Below are 17,433 nucleotides of genomic sequence, written 5' to 3' on the forward strand. Positions count from 1 at the left end.
GAGATGTTCTACAACCCGAAGCGCAAACACGCCAGGAACGGGATGCTGTCACCCGTCGAGTTCGAACGGCAGCGGAAAATGAACACCAAAGGCGTCTAGAAAACGCGGGGCTATTCAGACCTACTTGCGCAAATTGACCTGCCTAATCCTCTTTTCCCTCTAAAGGCGTGCAAGACCTTCGACGCATTGCGCAAAGAAGTCGGCAAACTCACCCCAGAAGGTGATGATCCGGACGAAGTGAAGCCTACGCTCAGCGATATTACCAGGGCAATCAGGGATTTGCTCCCTAACGGCCAGAGTTTACGGCAAGCCGTTTGGCACGCACTTTTCGCCCGCATACCAAGCTTTTTCTATTTTTCTGAATACAGCAGCCTCCCCAGCACTGTTCAAATTCGCAATCTGCTTGCGGCAGATGAGGATGACCTGAATGAGCAGGACCAGACGGCGCTTGCCCTACTGAAGCTTGCTGAGTTTGAAGAAGACCACTTACTAGATACCGACTACGAGACTCGGAAGCGCGAATTGGAGAACGTTGCAAACGAGCTGCGTGGGCAGGTCCTCGATTATTGGTCCACTAATCGCAACCTGCGGGTGGAGATGGATCTAACTCTGAAGCAAAAGCCGGTCGACAACGGCACGACAACCGTGATTGACGAGTTGCACATCCGCATGAGGGATGACCAGCACGAACTTTCGCTCCGGTTTGATGAGCGATCCTCTGGCTTCAGGTGGTTTTTCTCGTTTTTGATAGCCTTTTCCCGGTATGAATTTGACGACACGTCGGTGATTATCCTTCTGGATGAACCCGCCCTCGGGCTCCATGCCAAAGCCCAGAAGGACTTTCTACACTTCATTGAGGAGCGTCTGTCGAAGCGTTGTCAGGTGATCTACACGACCCATTCGCCTTTCATGATTCAACCCGACCACCTTGAACGGGCGCGCCTTGTTGAAGACCGGGGCCGCGAACAAGGCTCCGTTACGACCTCGGACGTGCTGACCACTGACAGCGACACGCTTTTCCCGCTCCAGGCCGCGCTAGGCTACGACATTGCTCAGCACCTCTTCATCGCCAAGGACAACTTAGTGGTTGAGGGGCCATCCGACTTCCTCTTCATGCAGACAATCTCAGAACGGCTATTGGAGGATGGGCGCGAGGGGCTAGACAAGCGCTGGTCGATCATGCCTCTGGGCGGTGCTGACATCATTCCGGCTTTCGTAGCGCTTTTGGGCAACCACCTTGACGTGACGGTCGTCGTGGACGCTCGGAAGGAGGGGCACCAGAAGCTGACTGCCCTCGCCAAGGCTGGCTTCCTCGGTGAGAAGCGGATCATCACTATTGGTGAGATTGCCGACCGCAAAATGGCCGATATTGAGGACCTTTTCGGCAAGGATGACTATGTGGCGCTCTACAACGCCGCATTCGGCAAGAAGCTCAAGGCAGCGGATCTCACCGGTACCGATCCAATCGTGCGCCAGATCGCGCGCAAGGAGGGTGTGGACAGGTATGATCATAACGCCCCTGCCGAAGTCCTCCTACGCGAGCGAGCGAGGCGGGTTGCCACGCTCTCTGAAGAGACTTTGGATGCCTTCGAAGCCTTGTTCAAGCGGATCAACGAAACGTTGTCGCAATCGAGAGCCTGAAGCATGTATTTAGAGATCTTAAATCATGGCGAGATGTCTTGTGAGATTCAGCTGGGCAATACCGATGGGTATTTCACTGGAAAGTTGAAATTCCGCACCTTCGAGGTCGGAGTAATCTCGGGGAACGACGAAGACAGCGTATGCGCCCAGTTTAAAATGATCTGTGACCTTGTCGACGACGGAGGAATGGTGCGTCACGATCTTATTATGCTCGGCTACCACAACAGAGCTTTCAAAGGAGAGGTGTTGAGGACCGACGGAGAGATCATCGGTGAATGGGTATCCGATGACGAAGAATGGTGCCATTTTACCGCAACTGATGCTTCAAAGATCACGTGTAGCGCGCCATCACCATGGTTGCTTCACGACGCAATTGCTGGCTGGATTGAGAAAGGCCAGCATTCAGAAGAAGGTTGACGTCCGCTTTGGTGTAGTTGCATCGCAACACCCGGACCGCTGCGAAAGGTCAGCTCCAGGCCGTTTGTGTCGACTTGGCACCTGACAAGACCAGGACTGGCACGCTGCCCTGCGGCAAGGCCGCTTCGAGCCCAAAAGTGCGCGATACTGCGTTTCGCACAAACGTCTACTAATCAAGAAGTGTCAAAAAACGTGACAAAACCAAAGCAAGTTCGTTAAGGTGCTGTGGTACAGTTTTTTCCGTGGTTGAAGTTGGCTTACTCTGAGCTGCAATGCCGCTGCTCTTGACGTACAGGTTCTGGTAAATGTTTTTTGGCCAGCAAATAACTCCGTTGCTGAAATGAAAGAACTGTTCGGTCATTGTAATCTAAAATAAAACTTTGGTTGCCTGCGTGCTCTCTACTGATCAACTTGAAAACGCTTTATTCCAAGATGGAGGGGCGCTAGAGCCAAGAACCGTAGCGGTCTTTGATTTCGATGGCACTCTTGCGAGTTCCGCCGATAATTTCGTTTATGAGATGCCTTTTGATCGCGCTGCCGAGGAGCACGAGCTTAAAGACTTGGCGCATTCTATTGGCTTGCACTACAGTGGTGTAGGTGCGGATGAAGCGTCCCATGAGCGTGAAGCGCGTTATCTGCGACACGTCGCCCAACAAACAATTCTTGACATTGCTGGCGAAGAAGTTGAGCCCGGGTGGGCGTTGGGGATTGCGAAGCGAATACAAGAAGCCGAAGGAGAATGGTATGTTCTAACTTCGCGTTCTTCACCTTCTGCTGTTCGTCGCTTGTTTCACTTCTTGCATCAGCATGACTTGAAACCCAACCAGGTTTTCTGCGTTGGCAGAATTTCCAAACATCTTCAAATCGAGCACCTGCTAGATCTGTACCCCGATAGTCATGTCTACTTCGTCGACGATCTCAGATATGAATTGGAGAGGGTTAGGAATAATGTATCGGAGCCTGACAGAGTAAGTCTTTGCCAAGTCAAAACACAGGGCGTGTCTACGATTTGGTCGAGCGATGACGAGATATTGAATTTCTATGACGAGTTGAGGTCAAAGATGACTGATTCAAAAGCAAAAGTGATATTTAACGAACAAGCACTTTCCCACGCGACTAGTTTGTACACCTATCATGCGCAACAACGTCTGCACGGTTTTCGATATTTTTTTACTGCGACCGGAATTGCTGGAGCTGCATTCGGTGCGACTTTTCACGACGGGGCGTTTGGTTTGTCAATCGCGGCGGCATTGTTTGGTGTTATTATGTCAATCTTGTTCCTTCTACTAGACAACCGGAACCAACAACTTGTCGATTGTGACGAACAGCCAATGAAGGCCCAACAAGCTAGGTTGGCAGACCTAACTGGCGATAAAAGCATGAAAATTATTATTGCTAGTGACGACTGTGAGAATGCGAATTTCCTTTCAATAAAGCTGACGTACAGTACTATTCTTCCCGTTACATTTTTGCTTTTGGGAGGGTTATGGGTAGTTGCTTTACTTTTTTCAATATGGTCCTCATTTCCATCGCAGAGCACTTGATCACGGATGAGGTGGCCACAACCCGTGCGTTTTGCGACAGGCGAAACAATCGAATTTGACTGAGCCCCCGAAAGAGGTCATTCGCTCATTTTGAGCGAACCGCAGCAAAGTCCGCACAGCCGCTATCTTACGGCAATGGTCTTTAACGGTGCGACGAATGGCCGGTTCAGCGGGTTGCGCCGCGGTATCGTTTCGGCAGGTGAATGTCCGCTATAGGCCGAAAGCTACGGTAGGCTTGCTCTGTTTGAGTGTCCGCTTCAATGACTTTATGGGCACCCCCACCCGCGCTTTGCTGGTGCGGTGAGCGGACCGCCCGGCCGGCGAAGACCCTCTTAACGCCAGCGACGACGTCGTAAAGCATGATGCCGAGCCGGGCCAGGGCGATCAGGCCCCTGAACATGAGCGCCATGACGGGAACGATAGCTGGGCCGTTCTCGAGTGGGAATGCTGCCTGAAGTCGCCGGAACAGGGCGGCGCAGAAGGCGCCCCCTTCATCGACAGCCACATCATCGAGGTGACCGACAAGGCCTTCGACGATTTCGCCGTCGGGGAGACGGATTTGGGGCAGGTCCGCAAGATGCCGGGGTTGTGAGCAGAACGACATAAGGTGAATTGCGCCTGCAGCGTCATTCCCGGAGACATCTTCTGGTGGCTTCTTTGCGCTGCCATTGCGGTCGTTCGCCGCGTTGGAGGCTAAGCTTCAATGCGGACATTTGTTGCGTCCGTGTCTCGTTTTAAATGTGCAGACTTTGCTGACTAGATTGCTTTGGACACAAACGACCGCTTTAGGTGAATTCGAGACAGAAATCGCAAAATCAGGTATTTGGCAAAGGAGCGTTCAAAAAATTGTAGGCTATCGGGTGTTGCGATGCTTCTTTCGTTTCTCGATTGCCATGTCTCTAATACGGCCCATCGCCAGCAGTTTTGGCAAGCTGGGGTGGGCACGTTGGATGTTGTCCAAAACCTCCGCATAGCCCTCGTAGTTGGCCGGTAGCCTGACGTGCCTTCCATCAAAGAAGACAAGTTTCACTCCACTCGAAGGGCTTTTGCCAGCCAGCTCAACTGCACTGATTTCCTTGAGCAGGAACTTTCTGGAACGACGCAGTAGTCGGTATTGAACAATGTCAACCGCTGAGACATGAATACGGCTAAAGGATGTGGCAAACAAAAAAATAGCCATTACTGAGAAAGCGCTTGCGATCGCGAAACCGAACCAGTTTTTTGCCGTCTGTTCGCTTTGGTTTGAGAGCTGCACGAACCACATGAACGCTGCGCATGCCCCAAAAAACAGCAAGCTCCAAACGGCAGCCATCGACTGACGGCGGGGTGGGCGCATTACCAGAATGGTATCCTCGCCACCTCCCGTTTCATGGACGCGCGTGACCTTCCCAGCCGGAGTAACCCAGCCTGACCTGTACAACTCGGACTGTCTGGTTAGAACACTTTGAAAGCTCCGTTTCCGAAGCAGATACACAATCAATACGATAACTACAAAAAATGCTGCAATGGCTGGGTTGGCAACAAGAAACTTCAGCGTTTCAAGTATTTGCTCAATCACAGATTTGGACCTTCCAGATTTTAAGCGTCCATTGCGCAACGCGAGTTTTCAACATAGCCGTCAATCTCAGCTTAGCAGCATTCCCAACCGTTAGCTGCGCCCCGTCGAACGAGTTCCCTGGGCACACCTCCACACTCGCCACAGACCACTTGCGCTCACTTTTACACCGGGATGCGATGGGCGTTCAGCGCCTTGCCGTGTTGCCCTGTGTCTTTCACCACCGTTTTCAGTTGGTAAAGCAACTGCCGGCCCATAAACGTTATGTCGGCGCTGCCGGCAGTCACACATGGCACCGTGCCGTTCGTCTCGAACCGGGCCCGCCATTTCTCTTTTGATCCCTGATTTTCCCCGCTGATTTCCGTCGGCAAGGCTGCGTTGCGGTCAGAAGCGGGCGGAGAGCCTGGCGTTGAAGCTGTGAATCCGGTTGCCGGGGGAAATGCGGCCATCATATCCGAGATCCAGACGGGTGCGGTCGGAAAAGGCGAAAGCAAGACCTGCCTCCAGACGGGCAACATCGCGGTCGTACGCTGTTCCGGAAATCAGGAAGGGGTCGCCACCGGCGGCAAACTGCAGGCTTGCGGGCTGGGTGGTGTCGCCGATCGCATGCTCCCATCCGAGCGCGCCGGTGACGAAGACCGCCTTGCCGTCCTTGAGGACGGCTTTGTGCTCCGCCCTCAGACCCAGCGATGTGGTCCCCGTAACCTGCGAATTGGCGGAGGCGGTCAGGGCGGCCGCTCCGCCGGTCTCGGAAAAGCCCGAAGTGGCGTGATGGATCACAGCCGCGCCGACAAAGGGTTCCAGTTCGGCAAGGGGGGTTGAGAAACGGTAGGCCACTTCGCCGAAGGCCTGGGCGGTGTTGGACAGATAGCCGGCCCTAAGGGTGTTGACCAGGCTCCCGGCGTTGACCCGCCGCGTGGTGGTGACGTCGTGGAGGCTGAAACTGGCGCCGAGCCGGGTGGCGAAGGCACCGGCCTGGTGTCCGCCGTAGACGCCGAGGGTCAGATTGGTGGCGTCGCCGGAAGAACTGCGTGCATCGACGTCGAACTGGCTGGTGCCGTATCCGGCGAACAAGCCGGTACGCCACCCGTAAGGCCCCGCCACATCCACACCGGCGAAAAGGCCGCCATTGACGTGGTCGAGACCGGAGGCATTGCCGTCGCCATCCACGGCTCCGAAGCTGCCGTAGGCTTCGCCCCAGACGGCCGGCCCGTCCTGCGCAGAAGGGATGACACCCGGAGCAGAGCTGTCGCCGTGAAAGGCAAGAAGCGCTTGGCCGCCCGATGCGATGCCGTCGAAGGCATCGCGAATGCGATGGTTCACCGCATCCCGCGCGAAGACCCCTTCCTGGACAAGAAGACTGGCGGATGAGGCATGGATCTCACCCGAAAGCATGTCGAGGGCTGTACGGGCACCGCTCTCGCTCATGACGACGATGGCATCGAAAACACCCTGGCCTGCCCCGAGGCTGCTGACGGCAATCGCAGTGGATCGCTGGTTCGCCGTTCTGGCTGCCGATGAAAAGCTTGAGGCGTTGCGGGAGAGGGTCAGGGTCACGGTGTTGGCGGTGTAGCCGAGCGCCGCATCCAGAAATGCGAAGTTCTCGGTGACCGAGCCGAAGGTACCGCTCACGCCGGTCGCCCCGGTCACGATGGTGTAGGTGGTAGAGACGGCGTAAGTGGAACCATCGTCCGTGCCGTTTTCAGCCGTGACATCGACCGTCGCGCCACTGTTGATGGTCACGGTGCCCGTTGCCGCCACCTGGTCGGAGTTGCCGTCCTTGTCGACTTCGACGGCATAGGTCGAGCCCGACCCGAAGCCGGTGTTGCCGGACACGTTCAGCGTTCCGATCGAATTTCCAGGCGCGATCGTGCTGCCCGAATTCGCGGTAAGGGAGCCGACCGTACCGGAGCCCCGAAGCGTCCCGCCGTTGAGGGTGATGGCGGCCCCCGTGCTGCCATTGACCGTAAGCCCCCCGGTCGCGCCCGCGCCGAGGGTGATGGACGAGGCGGACAGCGTATGTCCGGCGTCGATGGTCACAAGTCCGGAACCGTTGTGGGTCAGGCTGGTGATGCCGGTCAGATTGCCGGTGGTGGTGACGGTACCCGTCCCGTTGTTGACCAGCGTGCCCGTCAGGGTGCCGGCCAGTTGCATCGTGCCGGAGTTGATGACGTCGCCGGTTATGGTCCCGGTCGAATTGGCGGTCGCGCTGCTGGTCAGATTGCCGGTGAGAGTTCCGGAATTGTTCAGCGTGCCGCTGTTGTTGACAAGGTCATCGGTCAGGTTCACACCCGTGTCGATATTGATCACTGAACCATTGTTGGTGAGATCAAGGGTCTGCGACACGGTCACATTCACCGTCCCCCCCTGCGCACTCACACCGCTGACAAAAACACCACCCGAGGCATTCAGTGTCCCGCCCTGCGCGGTCACTCCACCGACGAAAATCCCACCCGAGGTGTTCAGCGTCCCGCCCTGAACGGTCGTCAGTCCGTTGATAATGCCGCCCGAGTTCGTAAGCGTACCGTCAGTGATGGTCACTGAATTCGAAATGGTCCCGTGATTCTCAATCTCGCCGCCGGCAAGTGTCGTGCCGCCGCTATCGGTCAACTCCCCGCCAAACTGGATCGTCGTCGTGCCGCCGCTCTGAACGAGATCTGTTTGCAGCGTGCTCCCCATCGCGATGTCAATATTGCCGGCGGTAAACGTCGTCGTTCCGACGGCGGTGTTGCCGTCGACATTGAACGTACCCGTACCGCCGACCGTGACATTCCCGCCAAACGTCCCGCCACTGGCGGTCAAAGTGCCACCGCTGACCGAGACCGCGCTGCTGATGGTGCCGCCACCATTGTTCTGCACCTCGCCACCGTTGATGGCGATCACGCCGTCCGTATCCGTCAGGGTGCCGCCGGCGGCGACCCTTGTGGTGCCGTCCTGATGCACGAAGTTGGTGTTCAGCGTCACGCCGCCCGCCTCGACGAGAATCTCTCCGCCGTTGTTTGTCACGGTGCCGGCCGTCGTCGAGGCATTGATGTTGAACGTTCCGTCGCTGACAAGCACATCGCCAAATGTGCCGCCATTGCCATTGAGCACGCCATTGTCCACCGTCGCCGTTCCGGCAATGCCGCTGTTGGCGTTGTTGTTGAAGGTGGCATTGACGCCAGTAAGCCGCACGGTGCCGCCAACACTTCCTGTGTCTGTGCCCGGAAGATCGCCATTGTCGAACGTCCCGTCGGACATGGTGACATTGCCGCCGATCGAGCCGGTGTTGTCGATACTGCCATTGGCGGCCATCGACATGCCGCCCGCCGTGCTGCCGGTGAGATTGATCGTGCCAGTGCTCGTGTTGGAGATGATCCCTGTCATCGTGTTGGCGCCCGACAGTGTCAGCGCTCCGGTTCCGCGATAGTTGAAATTTCCGCTTCCGGAGATGACGCCCGAGATTTCGCGGTCGGTGCCGTCTCCGGAGGTCAGCGTATTGTCGTTCAGGTTGATATTACCCGCGCCAAAGATTGCGCCGATGGTCTCGTCACTGCCGGTCAGGCTGAAGGTGCCCGTGTTCTCGATAACAGCAGTATCGGTCAACCCGTCACCGCCGGCACCGTTGACATCCAGTGTGCCCGCATTGGTGATGACGGTGCTGTTCCGGATGGCGCCGGTTCCAGAGATATTGATCCGGTTGCTCGCCCCGATTGTCGTCGTGCCTGTATAGGTATTGACCTGGTTCAGGGTCGCCGTGCCCCCATACATCGCATCGATACGGCCGCTCCCCGTCAGAACCGTATCAATCACGGCATTCCCGATCTGACCCAGCGTGGATATCGAGAGCGTCCCGTTGCTCACCGTCGGTTCACCGTAGCCTTGTATGATAAACTCATTCAGATTTAGCGTCGCCCCACCAAGATCCGCCGTGACGGTTGTAAGGATGCTGTTGTCATCGGCAAGTATCAGGGTGTCCTGGAGAAACAGATTGCTGACACCGTTGAGAGCGTTCGGCCCCGTGGCCACCAGATTACCGCCCAATACGTCCAGTGAACCACCGATTGAATTCGAACCCGACAACACCAGCGTGCCATCGCCTGATTTGCTTAATCCGTTTGTCGAAGTGATATCGCTGGTAATTGTTGCGGTGCCCGAGCGGACCATGATCCCGCGATCCGTATCCGTGATGGGGGCAGTCACAGGATCCGGATCGGTGTTGGAATAGTTCAGCGCGCCGCCGCTGATGGTGTAACCATCGACATCGAAAGTCATGTTCTGCACATCTTGGGTGCCATTCACGGTCACCGTCCCGGCAGTTCCGCCGAAAACGGCCTTCGCATTGGACGTCCATGCGGTGTTCGTGGTCCCGCCGTCACTCGTCCAGTTCTGGGTCGCGGCATCCCAGGTGCCGGACCCGCCTTCGACAGTGCCGTTTGCAGTTGCTCCTGCGCCGTCCCAATCAAGCGACTGTGCCCGCGCCGGATCCGTCAGCGCGGGAGACATCACGAGGCCGCCTGTCAATGCTGTTGCCAGAAACAGGGCATTGCTGCGCTGGAGGGAAGGTCTGCGGGCATGGGGGACGTTCTGCAAACTCGGGGCGGACAACAAATGCATTGCGGGACCAAGAACCTCAAAGAGGCCGGTAATCGGCCAAGAGTCAGGAATGACGGCAGAAAAATTATCTTCTGCCGCCTCAAGTCATTGGTTGAAAAATAAAAATCAGAGATGCGCAGAGCTATCCGATTTCGGCAAATTTGCGCGGTGGAAAGTAATCTGACCTACGAAATCAGGTGTTGAGGGTTTCTGACGGTGCTACGCCGAACATGCGTTTGTAGTCGACCGCGAACCGTCCGAGGTGCAGGAAACCGTAGTGCATCGCAACCTGGGTGATGGTGGTTTCCATGGGATCAGATGCCGCCAGCAAATGTCTTACCTTGTTCAATCTGCATGCGCGCAAATAGGCAACCGGAGACAAGCCGACGTATTCACGGAGGGCGTAGCGGAGCGATCGTTCGGAAACACCGAGGTCGGCGCAGATCTCGACAATCGTGGGCAGTTCGTCGGCACCCAGGCGGTCGTAGACGAAGCTCCTGGCCTTGCGCCCGATCTGGAGGGCCCGCATGCGCTCGTTGACCGAAGGCGGCGGAGCGTCGCCGGCAGTGGCTATAATATCCAGAACCGCGTTCAAGATGTGCGAACGCAAGGTCTCCTGGGCCGGCGCGTGACCCTGTAACGATGCCTCACGGGCAGTCTCGAGCCACAAATCGACGGCCTGGAGGAAACTGGCTTGCCCTCTGGAGGTCAAGGGCATGACGCTCTTCGGAGGGGTCTCCCAGAAGGAGGGGTTGAGGATTCGTGCGCCGCCCAGAAATTCCTCCTGGCTGAAACCTGCGTAGGCGCAGTTTCCACCGGCCGAGACGTAGATGTCGTATTCGATGTTGGCCGGCATGAAAAAAATCATGTCTGCCTGCTCGCCACAGTGCTCGGAAAAGCGGAAATCCAGATCCGTCGTGCACGTTGAAATGGTGCAGAAATCAGGGGGAGTCCGGCCCAGTTTCTGGATGTCGGTTTCCTGACGCTCTCGAACAATCTGCTGGCTTCCCAGATCCAGGCTGTCAAAAGTCGCCAGCCGTCGACCGTTGCTCAGCTGATAACACTCCATCTCGACCCAGGGCTGAAGACGCGCCTGATGCATGGCATCCTCGACGATTGCCGACTGCACGCGGCTTGCCAGTGGGACTGGCGCATCTGCGATTGATGACTTTCCGGAGACAGTATTCGGCATTATTGGTCGGTGCGATTTCGGGAGCAGATCACGCTTTCAAATATCCCGGTAGGGTCAGAGACTTGCGGGAGTATAGAGATGCGGCACGACTTTGGAAGGCTCAAGCTGCATGTCTGGTTCAACTGCAATCTCGAATATCAGCTTGATCTTCCTGTCTGAGAAATGACGCTACGGTCCGCGACAGCGTAATGAATGGCCTGTTCAAAGCGTTGCGCCACAGCACCCTGTCAGCGGGTAAATGTCAGCAGAGGGCCGCGAGCAGCCGGCCACGCACTCCAAGGGAGCATCCGCTATCGGTTAATTCTCGCTCCTGAGCGACCAGTCCCCTCCCGGCCCAAAGCGGAAATTGAGAAGCTTTCCTGCCGGGCCGCGGAGCGGCTCGCCAAGGCCTTCGACGATTTCGCCGGCGGGGAGACGGACAGGGAGCCGATCCGGAAGATGCCGGGGTTATGAGGACAACCTGCTGTGCCGATCAGAACAGGGAAGAATCAGCCACGACGGTCCAGCGGCCGGATTCCACGCGCACGAACTTCGCATCCTTTTTCTTTGCCGGTTCCGTTGCCAGGTCATCAGACGAATCTTCCGCACTGCGCAGAGCCAGGGCGATGCTTCCAACCTGCTGCGCCTGAACAATGACTTCCGACTCATCGGGGTTCAGTTCCAGCGTCGCGGTTCGTTTGGGCGAAAGGTTCTTGGTTTCCCGCTCGGCCGCCGTCGTGCTGTCGATGGCCAGAACGCGAATGTTGTGCAAGATCGTGTCGCTCATCATTTTCTCGTCGCCGAGTTTTCTGGTCAGGATCACATCCACCTTGTCTCCGGGAAGGATGAAACCGCCCGCCGACGTTTCCTGTTCCACCCGGACGGCAAGCGCGCGTTTTCCCTTCGGCAGGATCGCCGCCATGTACCCCTTGTCCGTGCTGATCAGCCGCTCAGCCCGGATGGGCTCGCCTGAAAAAATGTGGCCTCTGGCGATCATCCCCACATAGCTTTTGCCGGCCGCTGAATCGCCGCTTCTGGTGATCAATCCTTCCGAAATCGTATCCTCCGGCCATTCACGCCAGGTGAAGTCGGCCGACTTCAGCTTCTTGCCCAGGGGGATGTCCTTCACAGCGACCAGGACACCTTTCAGGACCACCTCGGGCTCCGCCTGGACCACGACGACTTGAGGTGCCTCGGGTTTGTTGTTCATCACGAGACGGAACGCCATGAAGCCTGCACCTGCTGCAAACAAGAGGACCAGTATGCGAACGATCTTCATTTTCAATTCCAGTGCGTCCAGAGGAAACTTTCCTTCCGGTTAACACTAGGATCAACACATCAAGACAAGACTTACGAAAAAGTAAAAATTAAAATCAATATATCGTGGCGGCGAAGCTGCCCAGGTACTAGCACCCTGATACCGAAGCCGTTTTGCGCCCGCGGAGCGGCTGGGAACCATCGATTTTACGGCAGTTCCGCGGCCCGGTTTTCGCTTCCGGGGACTTCCGGATCGCCTGGTATCAGGTACCGTTCCTGGGCATTGGCCACCGAAGCTCCGTCCCGATCCAGATCCGTTTCATAGGCCTGAGGCGGAAACGGATTGACGGTGTGAATGGCGATATTGGTCTGCATCGCGTCCCCGGCGCCGAAAGAAACCGTGTCGCGATGGCTCATGTAGTCCGCACAGCCTGCAAGCAGGACTGCCGGGAGGACAAGGAAGATCCATTTAGTTCTTCTTGTAGACATAGCCAGCCTCCAGTTCCAGGTCGACAATGTGACCGTAGGGGCCGATCAGGCCTTTTCCCTCGCGGTAGGTGCGCAGCATGTCCTTGTTGACCTCCAGAAGGCCAAGCGCGAACATTTCCGCGTCGTTGGCCGGCCGGGTCCTGTCCAGCGGAGACGCCAGGTTTTCGCTTGGATTGGCGGGGCGTACGAGACGCGGCGTTGCGACGATGACAAGATCCGTCTCCCGTTTCTGGAAGCTTGTCGACCTGAAGAGAACGCCGAGCACGGGAACTTGTCCCAGCCAGGGAATCTGATTGATATCCCGCTGGTCGATATTGTCCAGAAGCCCTGCCATGGAGAAACTCTGGCCATCGCGAAGTTCAATCACCGCTTCGGCCCGCCGGGACCGGAACCCCGGATTGCCATTGACGTTGATCGATCCGTCAATGTCGCTGACCTCGGTCATGACACGCAGGTTGATGCGGCTTTCGTCGAGGACTGTCGGAACGAATTCCAACCGGACGCCGAACGGACGATAGTCGGTGGATGTCGCGACACCGCCGGCACTCGAGGTCGCCGTCTGAATGGGCACTTCGCCCCCGACATGGAACCGGGCGGCTTCACCGCTGATCGTGGTCAGGTTGGGCTGCGCGAGCCGGCGTACCAGCCCCTTGCCTTCCAGCGCGTCGATGATGGTGTCGATACGCAGACCCGCGGTCTCGAGGACCTTGGCAACCAGCGTTCCGAAGGGCAGAGCCCCCTGCTGGGCCACGCTGGCACCGGACCCCAGAATGGCGATCAACCCGCCCGTGGTTTCGTCGACGCCGGTTTGAACCCGGGCACCGGAGGTGCTGACGTTGCCATCGCTGGACCGTCCGACCCAGTTGACCCCAAGGTCGCGTCCGATCGAGCGGCTGGCTTCCAGAACCCTGATTTCCAGCGCGACCTGCTGCGGCCCGCGCACGCTGAGCGCGTTGATCACCGGGGCTTCCGAAAACTGCTGCGCAACCTCCAGGACCTTGGTCAAGTCGGTTGCGCTGTTGACATTGCCGAACAGCCGGATGCGGTTGCCGACATTGGAAACCCGGACCTGTGCGGTTGGCGCTACCGCACGCACGGCCCGGGCAACCTCATCGAAATTCAGCTGAACACGGACCTCGATCACACCGAGCAGCGCTTTCTGCTCGTTGTAGATCGAAATGTTGGTCAACCCGGTCGACTTGCCCTGAATATAGAGGACCTGACTGGAAAGCGGGACAATGTCGGCGATTTCCGGATCGCCGACCACAAGGTCCGAAAAGGTGCGGTCGGTCCTGACGGTCCTGGTCGTGCCCGGGGGCATGGTGACCTTCGAGACGCTGCCGCTGTTGACGAGCGTGATTTCGTCGACCTGGGCGCGCGCCGGCGATATGCTGCAGAGGCCGACCGCAAGAGCGATGACCATGACGGCGCCCATCAGGGTCGTCCTGGCCCGCAGGTATCGGGGATTGCCGAGGCTGGTCAATTGTCGCGTCACGTTGAACCACGTCCCTTCACAGTTTCGTTTGTTTCAAGCATCAGGTCGGGGCGCCGCCGCAGGTCGGAGATCCAGGGGGAGAAAAAGGCATCCACGGCGGAGGGTGGAGCAGCCCGCAAACGGTATTTCACGCTGCCACGTCACCCTATCTCCTCATTTCATACCTGACTTTCCCGTCCTCGGTGACGACCCGCTTGAAGAGGGATGCGTCTCCCTCGGGCGCACCGCCATCGGAGAAAGACAGACCGGGCGTCGATCGATCCGGGACAAACCGCTGGGTGCTCTGCTCGGACAGCTCGGGCGCCAGCAGAAGCTCGGCCGTGGCGGTTCCGAAGTACCCTCCGCTGTCCCGGACCATGGTGGCGATGCTCTCGACCGTCACGGCCGGATCCCTGCGGCCCCTTGTGACAAGACCAACGTCGGACTGAATGACCCCCATGCGGCGATCGATTTTGGCCAGCCTGTGCTGAACGCCGTTGTTCATGGTGTCCAGGCGCGCCAGAATCCGCTTCTCGAACCGCTGCAGATCCTTCAATTCCTGTCTGACCGTGTTCAACTCCGCATTGGAGGACCACGAAAGAACCAGCCCCGCGAGCAGCAACAGGGCAAGCGCACCGGAAACGATGTTCAGCGCGATCAGGAGGCGAACATGCCTCGGAAGATAATGCCCGCCGGCTTCCGGCGGCTCGACCGAAAGCGGTAACCGGCTCCAGCCCGGCACCCCAAGATACCTGACCGCCGTATCGTCGGGGGAAATCCTGCTGTGTTTCATTCAGCCCCGCTTCGCAAACGATACACTGTTGCCCAACAGCTCCAGGTTGTTTGCCGTGGTCTCATTGTTCGGGTCGATGTCGTATGCCTTCAGGAAATAGCGGCGCGCCGCCACCAGATTGCCACGCAGAAGGTAGGAATAGCCGACATTGTTCAGGTATTCGGGGCGGCCGGGGATCATTCCGGCCAGAACCTTGTAGCCTTTGTCCGCATTGTCGAAACGGCCGACCATGTCGGCGGAGGCGGCATACCCGATCCAGGCCACCGGATCCTTGGGGTACAGTTCAACAGCCTTCTTGTAGATCGAGTAGGCCTTGCCGTAGTTCTTCGCCCTGAACTGGACTTGCGCCTGTTTCAGAAGTTCGTCGTCCCTGTAATAGGCGACACCGGAAAGGTCGTCGTTTGTGAAGGCGTCGTCGCCGTAAGTCGAAAGATCTCCCAAATTGCCCGACTGGCAGCCGCTCAAGATAACAAGCAGGACTGCAATTCCCGGGAACTTGTGACCGACCCACATCTACTCTTACCTTCACAGCCCGTTCATCATGCGGCCGATACAGCACTCCGCATAATTTACAGTATTAATACTCTCATTTACAGTAATTAATCAATATTATCTAAAACCATTAAATATCTATAAATAGTAATTCTAGGTAGAATTTCGAATAACGCGTCTCAGGAACGCGCCGGTAGCGCCTCGATTCTGAGGGCTGATTCCGGACCGCAGCACTTTCAACTTGAGATTGATGATAGGGGTGAATCAGTTCTACGAATGTTTTCAAACCTGGAGCGCCAAACCTTGATTTCGGCGCAGCGGCAGCAGCGGTCTGCAACAAACCGGTCAGGTTCGATCCCTCTTGAAAAACAGATGGGTTCAGCAAGCTGCTGCGGACCGCCGGTCCGCCGATGTGTCAAGCCGGGTTGTCACGGTAACGGGTGGTGACGTGGGCCGGAGGCGCCTCTCCTGAGGCGGTTTGTCAGGTCGTATCTTGCACCCGTGCCGCCTCATTGAAGCGCGGCTTTTGTTCACCAGACGCCGCCCTTTTAAGCGGCCGAATCAGCAGATTTAGATTGTTGAATTCACCTGGAGATTTGTTGCCACGACAGATCCAGGGTTGCCGCTGCGCTGTCAATAATGGAGATGCCCAGGCGCGGCTGCAGTCGATCGGCCAAGTCTGCCGCAGCCACATTCGTGCACATGATCACGACAGCCTCGACATCATTCTGGGCGACATCCTCGATCATTTTCTGGATTGTATCTTCGGGAATTTTTGCGAAGTCATTGCTGAGATCTCCGCCGTCGTGCCTCCAGCCGCCAATCTCATATCCCATTGCGGCGTAGTTCCGATTGATCTGCATTGCCACGTCCTCCGTGTAGGGAGTGACAACTCCGATTCGTTTCGCGCCCAGCGCGGCGAGCTGCCGGTTGATCTCGAGCACGGTGGTGGTCGTCGGCACACCGGTTTCCGCTTCCACGCGGCGCACGAAAGTCTCATCGTGCTCAATGCCGAGCCAACTGGCCGACGTTCCGCCCCAAACAATTGCCTCGACCTTGGCATCGCAAAGCAGTTTCGCGGCAGCGACCTGCTTGTCCATGGCAAATTGCGCGAGGGAATCAGCGTCGAGCTTGACGTCCAACACCCCCAGCCGTGTGACATGGACCTGCAAATCGGATCGTTTGACGGCCAGAGGCTCGAGCACCACGTTCGAAGATGGGATCAGAAGTCCTAGCCGTCTCATACGATGGAGGTCCTTGCCGAAATGCCGCCGTCGACCGTAAAGACCGTACCCGTCGTATAGCCCGAACGATCGGAGGCCAAAAAGGCCACAAGATCCGAAATTTCTCGGCAGTGAGCCGGGCGACCGAGTGGATAATTCGCGGCCAGTTCCATGTATCGCTCCGGATCACCGAGGTCTTTTTCGGACCATTTGCGCAGCATGTTATAGATGCGATCCGTGTTCACCGGACCGGGATTGATGCCCACGACGCGCATATTGTCGTCCAGGGCATATCCGCCAAGAGCCCGGGTGAATCCCATCAGACTGATATTCCCGGAGGCCCCGGCGATATAGTCGCGGTCCAGCACCTCGCCGCCGTTGCCGATAATGTTGATGATCACCCCGCCGCCGGCCTCTTTCATCCTGGTGTAGAAGACCCGGCACATGTTGATATAGCCGAAGACCTTCAGATCAAATCCTTTTCGCCAGGCAGCCTCGTCCACATCCCACAAGTCGCCGCTGGGAATCGCGCCCGCGTTGTTGACCAGGATATCCGTTTTCCGGATGGCACTGGCCAGCTTCTCTGCTGCGCCCTCGCCGGTCAGATCGAGTGGATGCAACGTGATGCCGACATCACAGGTCTCGCCGATCCGGGCCTTGAGCGCCTCCAGCTTGTCGCCGCTGCGCGCGACCAGATGCAGGTTCACCCCTTCCGCGGCGAGTGTTTCTGCAATATGTGCGCCGATACCCATGGAGGCACCGGTGATGAGCGCGGTTTTTCCGCGGAGCTCCAAATCCATAC

14 protein-coding genes and 1 pseudogene are annotated in these 17,433 nt (G+C 57.4%); 4 read left to right on the forward strand and 11 right to left on the reverse strand.

Features of this window, described 5'->3' with window-relative positions; translation table 11 throughout:
• Nucleotides 1–186: 186 nt before the first annotated feature.
• From JF539_RS25505 to JF539_RS25520, 4 genes and pseudogenes are all read left to right on the forward strand, one after another.
• A complete protein-coding gene (locus JF539_RS25505) occupies nt 187–1,641 on the forward strand; it encodes an ATP-dependent nuclease (protein ID WP_207143934.1) in 1,455 nt (484 codons plus the stop codon).
• A 3-nt stretch (nt 1,642–1,644) separates the two neighbouring features.
• Complete coding sequence (locus JF539_RS25510; protein ID WP_207143936.1) at nt 1,645–2,058, forward strand: hypothetical protein; 414 nt, start codon at nt 1,645–1,647, stop codon at nt 2,056–2,058.
• A gap of 392 nt (nt 2,059–2,450) precedes the next feature.
• On the forward strand, nt 2,451–3,602 hold the full coding sequence (locus JF539_RS25515) for a hypothetical protein (RefSeq protein WP_207143939.1): 1,152 nt from the start codon (nt 2,451–2,453) through the stop codon (nt 3,600–3,602).
• A gap of 418 nt (nt 3,603–4,020) precedes the next feature.
• Nucleotides 4,021–4,194, forward strand: a pseudogene (locus JF539_RS25520) (sugar phosphate isomerase/epimerase); the annotation flags it as partial.
• Nucleotides 4,195–4,455: 261 nt separating this feature from the next.
• Here JF539_RS25520 and JF539_RS25525 read toward each other — a convergent pair.
• From JF539_RS25525 to JF539_RS25575, 11 genes are all read right to left on the reverse strand, one after another.
• Nucleotides 4,456–5,160 carry a hypothetical protein gene (locus tag JF539_RS25525; RefSeq protein WP_207143940.1) on the reverse strand — a complete coding sequence of 235 codons (705 nt, stop codon included), beginning with the start codon at nt 5,158–5,160 and terminating at the stop codon, nt 4,456–4,458.
• 161 nt (nt 5,161–5,321) lie between these two features.
• Nucleotides 5,322–5,528, reverse strand: coding sequence for a hypothetical protein (locus JF539_RS25530; protein ID WP_207143942.1), 207 nt, complete (start codon nt 5,526–5,528; stop codon nt 5,322–5,324).
• A gap of 13 nt (nt 5,529–5,541) precedes the next feature.
• Nucleotides 5,542–9,642: an autotransporter outer membrane beta-barrel domain-containing protein gene (locus tag JF539_RS25535; RefSeq protein ID WP_209017602.1), complete on the reverse strand. Its 4,101-nt coding sequence runs from the start codon at nt 9,640–9,642 to the stop codon at nt 5,542–5,544.
• 283 nt (nt 9,643–9,925) lie between these two features.
• A complete protein-coding gene (locus JF539_RS28080; protein WP_207143944.1) occupies nt 9,926–10,861 on the reverse strand; it encodes an AraC family transcriptional regulator in 936 nt (311 codons plus the stop codon).
• A gap of 535 nt (nt 10,862–11,396) precedes the next feature.
• Nucleotides 11,397–12,182, reverse strand: a complete 786-nt coding sequence (gene cpaB / locus JF539_RS25545) for a Flp pilus assembly protein CpaB (protein ID WP_207143946.1) — start codon at nt 12,180–12,182, stop codon at nt 11,397–11,399.
• Between the two features lie 185 nt (nt 12,183–12,367).
• Nucleotides 12,368–12,649: a hypothetical protein gene (locus JF539_RS25550; RefSeq protein ID WP_207143948.1), complete on the reverse strand. Its 282-nt coding sequence runs from the start codon at nt 12,647–12,649 to the stop codon at nt 12,368–12,370.
• Nucleotides 12,630–14,084 carry a type II and III secretion system protein family protein gene (locus JF539_RS25555; RefSeq protein ID WP_419247705.1) on the reverse strand — a complete coding sequence of 485 codons (1,455 nt, stop codon included), beginning with the start codon at nt 14,082–14,084 and terminating at the stop codon, nt 12,630–12,632. The genes JF539_RS25550 and JF539_RS25555 overlap by 20 nt, the downstream gene beginning before the upstream one ends.
• 205 nt (nt 14,085–14,289) lie before the next feature.
• Nucleotides 14,290–14,916, reverse strand: a complete 627-nt coding sequence (locus tag JF539_RS25560; protein ID WP_207143952.1) for a hypothetical protein — start codon at nt 14,914–14,916, stop codon at nt 14,290–14,292.
• Nucleotides 14,917–15,429 carry a tetratricopeptide repeat protein gene (locus JF539_RS25565; protein ID WP_207143953.1) on the reverse strand — a complete coding sequence of 171 codons (513 nt, stop codon included), beginning with the start codon at nt 15,427–15,429 and terminating at the stop codon, nt 14,917–14,919.
• A 563-nt stretch (nt 15,430–15,992) separates the two neighbouring features.
• On the reverse strand, nt 15,993–16,652 hold the full coding sequence (locus tag JF539_RS25570; protein WP_207143955.1) for an aspartate/glutamate racemase family protein: 660 nt from the start codon (nt 16,650–16,652) through the stop codon (nt 15,993–15,995).
• The gene (locus tag JF539_RS25575) at nt 16,649–17,431 is read right to left on the reverse strand and encodes a short-chain dehydrogenase/reductase (protein WP_207143957.1); all 783 of its coding nucleotides are present in this window, start codon (nt 17,429–17,431) and stop codon (nt 16,649–16,651) included. Before JF539_RS25575 ends, JF539_RS25570 begins: the two co-directional genes overlap by 4 nt.
• Nucleotides 17,432–17,433 lie beyond the last annotated feature (2 nt).

It is taken from the genome of Roseibium aggregatum (assembly GCF_017309185.1).
Taxonomy (GTDB): Bacteria; Pseudomonadota; Alphaproteobacteria; order Rhizobiales; family Stappiaceae; genus Roseibium; species Roseibium aggregatum_B.